Raw genomic sequence first — 4,130 nt, forward strand, 5'->3', positions numbered from 1 at the left:
AGTCGCGCCGCAAGCCCAATGTATGGACACATCATTCAAATATAAAACCGCGCTATCCCAAGCCACCCAATGCGTTCAAGCAGTTTCAAAGTGAAAACTTCGGCTTAGACATGACCGAATCGGCTCTCTCTTTCCTAGTAACAAAACTACTAGGACTCCGGTGGGACTGTCCATAGCATTGTCACAGTACGTCATGCTTACATGCTGTAATCGTTAGTTTTTTATAAAACATCTAAAGCGAATTTTGGGTCCGCCGAACCGCTGCAATCTGGCACGACTCGGGCGCAAGAATGACACGTCACGCCCAATTTGTTACCCTTTTATTCCGAAATTCGTCAGAGAAAGGATGAACTCTGATGTTCGTTGTCCAGGGCTTTCGGCGTGAGAGGGCGATCTCCGATCCTCTCGGAGTTGAGCAGGGGATGATTGTTGCGCAGCGCAGGAGACAGGGCCGCTGAGACGACGGTTTGCAGACTCTGATGCGCGGGTTGGGTACCGCATTTCCGTGTGTTCGTCTGGGGCTGCCTCGATCTGCCAGCGGGCGTCGACAATGTCGGCCACACAATTCGTACGAGAATTCCCCACCGGGGCCCTGCCTCCAGCGTTGCGTAACAATGATGTCGGTTCTGACTGTTCTCCTGTGCTGAGGTGGAATGAGACGGAGGCTAATTCGGCGACCGATCAGGTTGTGCAGTGCGGCTCCACTTCTCGGCCGATCGCCCAGAGGAAGGCTGCCATTTCCCGAGCGATTGCCACGGTGACGACAGACTGGCGCTTGCCGCGCGCCATGAGCTTGCGGTAGCGGCCACAGAGCCTGACCTGAGCTTTCCAGGCGATGTCGCTGACCGCTTTGGCCAAGCCGACCTGCCGCTCCTGCAACAGGCGGCTCATGCGGGCGGGGAAGCGGTGGGTCCAGGCCCCCTCGATGAGTACGCGGCGTGCTCGGCTGTTGCCGGCTTTGGTGATGTTGCCGCGCCGGATGCGTTCGCCGGTGGAGTTTTCCGAGGGCACCAGGCCGAGATACGCCATTAGCTGACGCGGACTGTCGAACCGGTGCACGTCGCCGATTTCGGCGACGAAGGTGACGGCGGTCAGGAAAGCGACGCCGCGCAGCGCCTGGTGGGCGGCGATCACCGGTGCCATGGACCACGAGGCGACTACTTCGGCCACCTGTCCGGTCAAACGCTTGAGCCGGATCTCTGCAGTTTCAATCGCCTGACGATACTCGGCCAGCACGAGATACTGGGTGGGATGCTCGAAGCTCTGCTCGCACAGCCACCGTGTATGCGCTTTGGTCCATGCGTCATGGCCGGTGAAGACCCGGCCATGGCGGAGCAGAAAGGACTGGAGATGCTGACGGGTGCGCCGCAGATCTTCCATTGCGGCTTCTCGGGCACGTACCAGTTCCCGCACCGCCTCATGTCCAGGATCCGGCACCCAGACGGCGGTCAGTTCTCCGGCACGGTGCAGTTTGGCCAGGGTCAGCGCATCACGGCGGTTGGTCTTAACCCGTTCTCCAGGTCGCTTCGGGATCAGTGACGGCGCAACCACAATGCATTCATGGCCAAGCCGTGTGATCTGACGATGCAGGCCATAGCCGGTTGGTCCGGCCTCATAACAGAAGGCCAGCTCCCGGTGCCTTTTGGCGAGCTTCGTCACGAGCCGCTCTACCGCATCAGGCGCACTGTCGATATCGCCGATAAAGCGCACCTCACCCTCGCGCCCCGCCTCGGCCACAGCCACCGAGATCTTCAGCTTCGACGTATCCAGTCCCACGTAGATCTTGCTATCCTGCCGCACGGCTCGTCCTCCTATGCGAGAGGCTCGGCACCGGCCTATCCGGCGCAACCCTCGCTCGTCGCATACTGCGGACGAGCCACCTCTCGGACAACGAACATACGGTCTGCCTGGGTTCAGGGCCGAAAGCTGTAAACCCGTGGTGACGATAAAAGGCTTCGGCCCGGTCGTCTTTGGCATCAACAACAAGGGCAAACACGGCCAGTTCCGATCGGGCAGCTCGGGTTGCCGCATCCCATTCCGACAGTGTTTTCCGTACACGGAGAGCATCAGGATCCCTGGGGTGCCATGTTTGCGATTCGAAAAGCGGCGGATATCGAGGATGTTCGAACAAATTGAAATTGCCCGACAGCACTGATTGCGGGCGATATGCTGCAACAGAATTGCCTGGAAGAAGCCAGTTCCTGACAAGAACAGGATCCGACCCTTGGTGGCCGGTGCGCTTACCCTTTCAAGAAGAACTTTCCGGCAGATCATAGATGGCAAACGTCGCTTCGTCGCCGATCAGATCAACCTCAAGCACGCAATTGATCGGCTCTCCTTGGGTGGCCAACTCCTCGAGTGTTGCTTGAAAAAGCTGCCTCTGCAAACTCAATCCGGCGTTGGGGATGATAATGATCAGGCCGACATGAAGCTCCTGCTTCGCGTAGAGCCGTCGAAAATCGACGGCATTGTTCGTGACCAGCACGAAATCACCTTCATGCGCATACCGCGCGACGTTCCAGTCCTTCCACCCAGCCTTGCCGACATGGGCCACGTGCTCGGCCTGATGCCCTCTCCCGATCGCGATGCGGACCAGATCGACGCTCAAGCACTCGTCGATCAGGAACCTCATGCCCCAGCAATCGCCGCGAGACTGCGGCGATTGGCGTGAGCTGGCGGCTTGCCCCGCCACGGCTGCGCACGCGGGCGTCCACGCAACGGATAGGCGGCAGCGTAGATCGGCGCGAGGCGGATCATATCCGGGGTAAGGCGCGGATATCCTGCGAGCAGTTCTGCCTCTGTTGCCCCCTGCTCCTGGAGGCTGGCAACTACGTGAACCGGTATCCGTGTCCCCCGGAACACGGGATCGCCGCCCATAACCTCCGGATCTGTCGCAACCAAGCCACGCGCGCGACGAAGCTCGCGCAACGAGACCGCCAGCTCTCGCCGCGGCTCTCGCAGGTCGATCTTGAGGAGGCCTCCTTCGACAGATACGACGTTCCGGCGCGCGTTCGCGACCGCTGTGAAGACCTCGCGCCGTAGCTCGGGCACCAACCGGTCGGCAAGCCTGCGCTCGAGCGCCAGCGACACGAGCGCGCCCAGGTCCAGCAAGCGTGTCGCATGGCCGGCTCGACTGCCGGTCGTTGCAGGGACGGTCTTCCTGTCGATCGCGTTGTACACAGCCTTCAGGGGCAGTCGCGTTACGACAGCCGCTTCGGTCGGCGTGAACAAGGTCTCTTGTGCTCGCATCGAAACACCATAATTGTTCTTAACTTAGAGAATATATTTTTTGTGAGAAAAACACAAGGGATAGCCCGCAGCTTGCATTTGTTCTGCTGAAATCTCATCCTCCTTGCTCGGCCTGAGTCGGAAACGCTGCCTGAAGGGATAACTGCGACGTCACTCTTCCCCGACGAGACCTGCGCGTCGCATCAACTCCTCGATTCCCTCCCAATACGAGAATCGGTGTTCTTCGCAGAAAGCTATGCAAGGGACCGCTACACGCTGCGGCGCTCGCGTATTAATCGCCGTTGTAGGTCCGATTTCCTTCTTGCGCCGCCGCGCAACTGGGACTGGCTCCGGCCGCTCTCGGCTCTTGAATCCAACACGCTCGCCGGCTGCGTCAACACGGGCAAGATCGGCTGGCACAGGCTCTGCTGAAGGTGCCGCCGGCCGGAAAGCACGGAGACGCTCGGCAGTCGATGGCTTCGATCCCGAAAACCCAAAAGCGTCCTCAGTCATCAAGCAATCTCCTGCCGGGATTCTGCCGGCGCCAGAATATCAACCAACTCATCAGCCAAATACTCCGCGTTTTTCAACGCTTCGGACAGGCCATTTACCTGCTCGCCGTCGAGTTCATGCAGCGCCAGTCGCCGCACGAACGCCGCCTTGTAGGCCTGCCTTTCATGCAGCTTGTTGCGCATCAATGGCAGTCCCGCGCTGGTGAGGGCCTCTACGATTTCCCGTTCGATCCTCGTCGCGATAATCGGACTAGCAGCCTGTCGGAGTGAGATTTGGGTGAATTTGCGTTCCATGACTGAAATTATCTGCATGCGTGGCGCCGGAGTGGTTTTCAGCGGTCGAATTTGTCGACCGACGCTCATCGCCTGCCCCATCGTGCCCGGCCAGCC

At 59.6% G+C, this 4,130-nt stretch carries 4 protein-coding genes and 1 pseudogene; 1 reads left to right on the forward strand and 4 read right to left on the reverse strand.

Annotation, left to right across the window (positions count from 1 at the left end; translation table 11 throughout):
- Window positions 1-681: 681 nt before the first annotated feature.
- From L2A60_RS19935 to L2A60_RS19945, 3 genes are all read right to left on the reverse strand, one after another.
- A complete protein-coding gene (locus tag L2A60_RS19935) occupies window positions 682-1,800 on the reverse strand; it encodes an IS110 family RNA-guided transposase (protein WP_235706208.1) in 1,119 nt (372 codons plus the stop codon).
- Between the two features lie 448 nt (window positions 1,801-2,248).
- A complete protein-coding gene (locus L2A60_RS19940) occupies window positions 2,249-2,632 on the reverse strand; it encodes a DUF5615 family PIN-like protein (protein WP_235706209.1) in 384 nt (127 codons plus the stop codon).
- On the reverse strand, window positions 2,629-3,231 hold the full coding sequence (locus L2A60_RS19945) for a DUF433 domain-containing protein (RefSeq protein WP_235706210.1): 603 nt from the start codon (window positions 3,229-3,231) through the stop codon (window positions 2,629-2,631). The genes L2A60_RS19940 and L2A60_RS19945 overlap by 4 nt, the downstream gene beginning before the upstream one ends.
- 234 nt (window positions 3,232-3,465) lie before the next feature.
- Here L2A60_RS19945 and L2A60_RS19950 point away from each other — a divergent pair, with 234 nt between their 5' ends.
- Window positions 3,466-3,660 (forward strand): hypothetical protein, encoded by a 195-nt coding sequence (locus L2A60_RS19950; protein WP_235706211.1) that lies wholly within the window; start codon window positions 3,466-3,468, stop codon window positions 3,658-3,660.
- Window positions 3,661-3,740: 80 nt separating this feature from the next.
- On the opposite strand, the pseudogene L2A60_RS19955 reads toward L2A60_RS19950, so the two are convergent.
- Window positions 3,741-4,130 (reverse strand): annotated as a pseudogene (locus tag L2A60_RS19955) (hypothetical protein); the annotation flags it as partial.

It is taken from the genome of Acidiphilium iwatense (assembly GCF_021556475.1).
GTDB lineage: Bacteria > Pseudomonadota > Alphaproteobacteria > Acetobacterales > Acetobacteraceae > Acidiphilium > Acidiphilium iwatense.

Excerpts from the sequence above, each read along its gene's own strand:
- L2A60_RS19940 (WP_235706209.1), bottom strand. The coding sequence starts at position 2,632 with ATGAGGTTCCTGATCGACGAGTGCTTGAGCGTCGATCTGGTCCGCATC.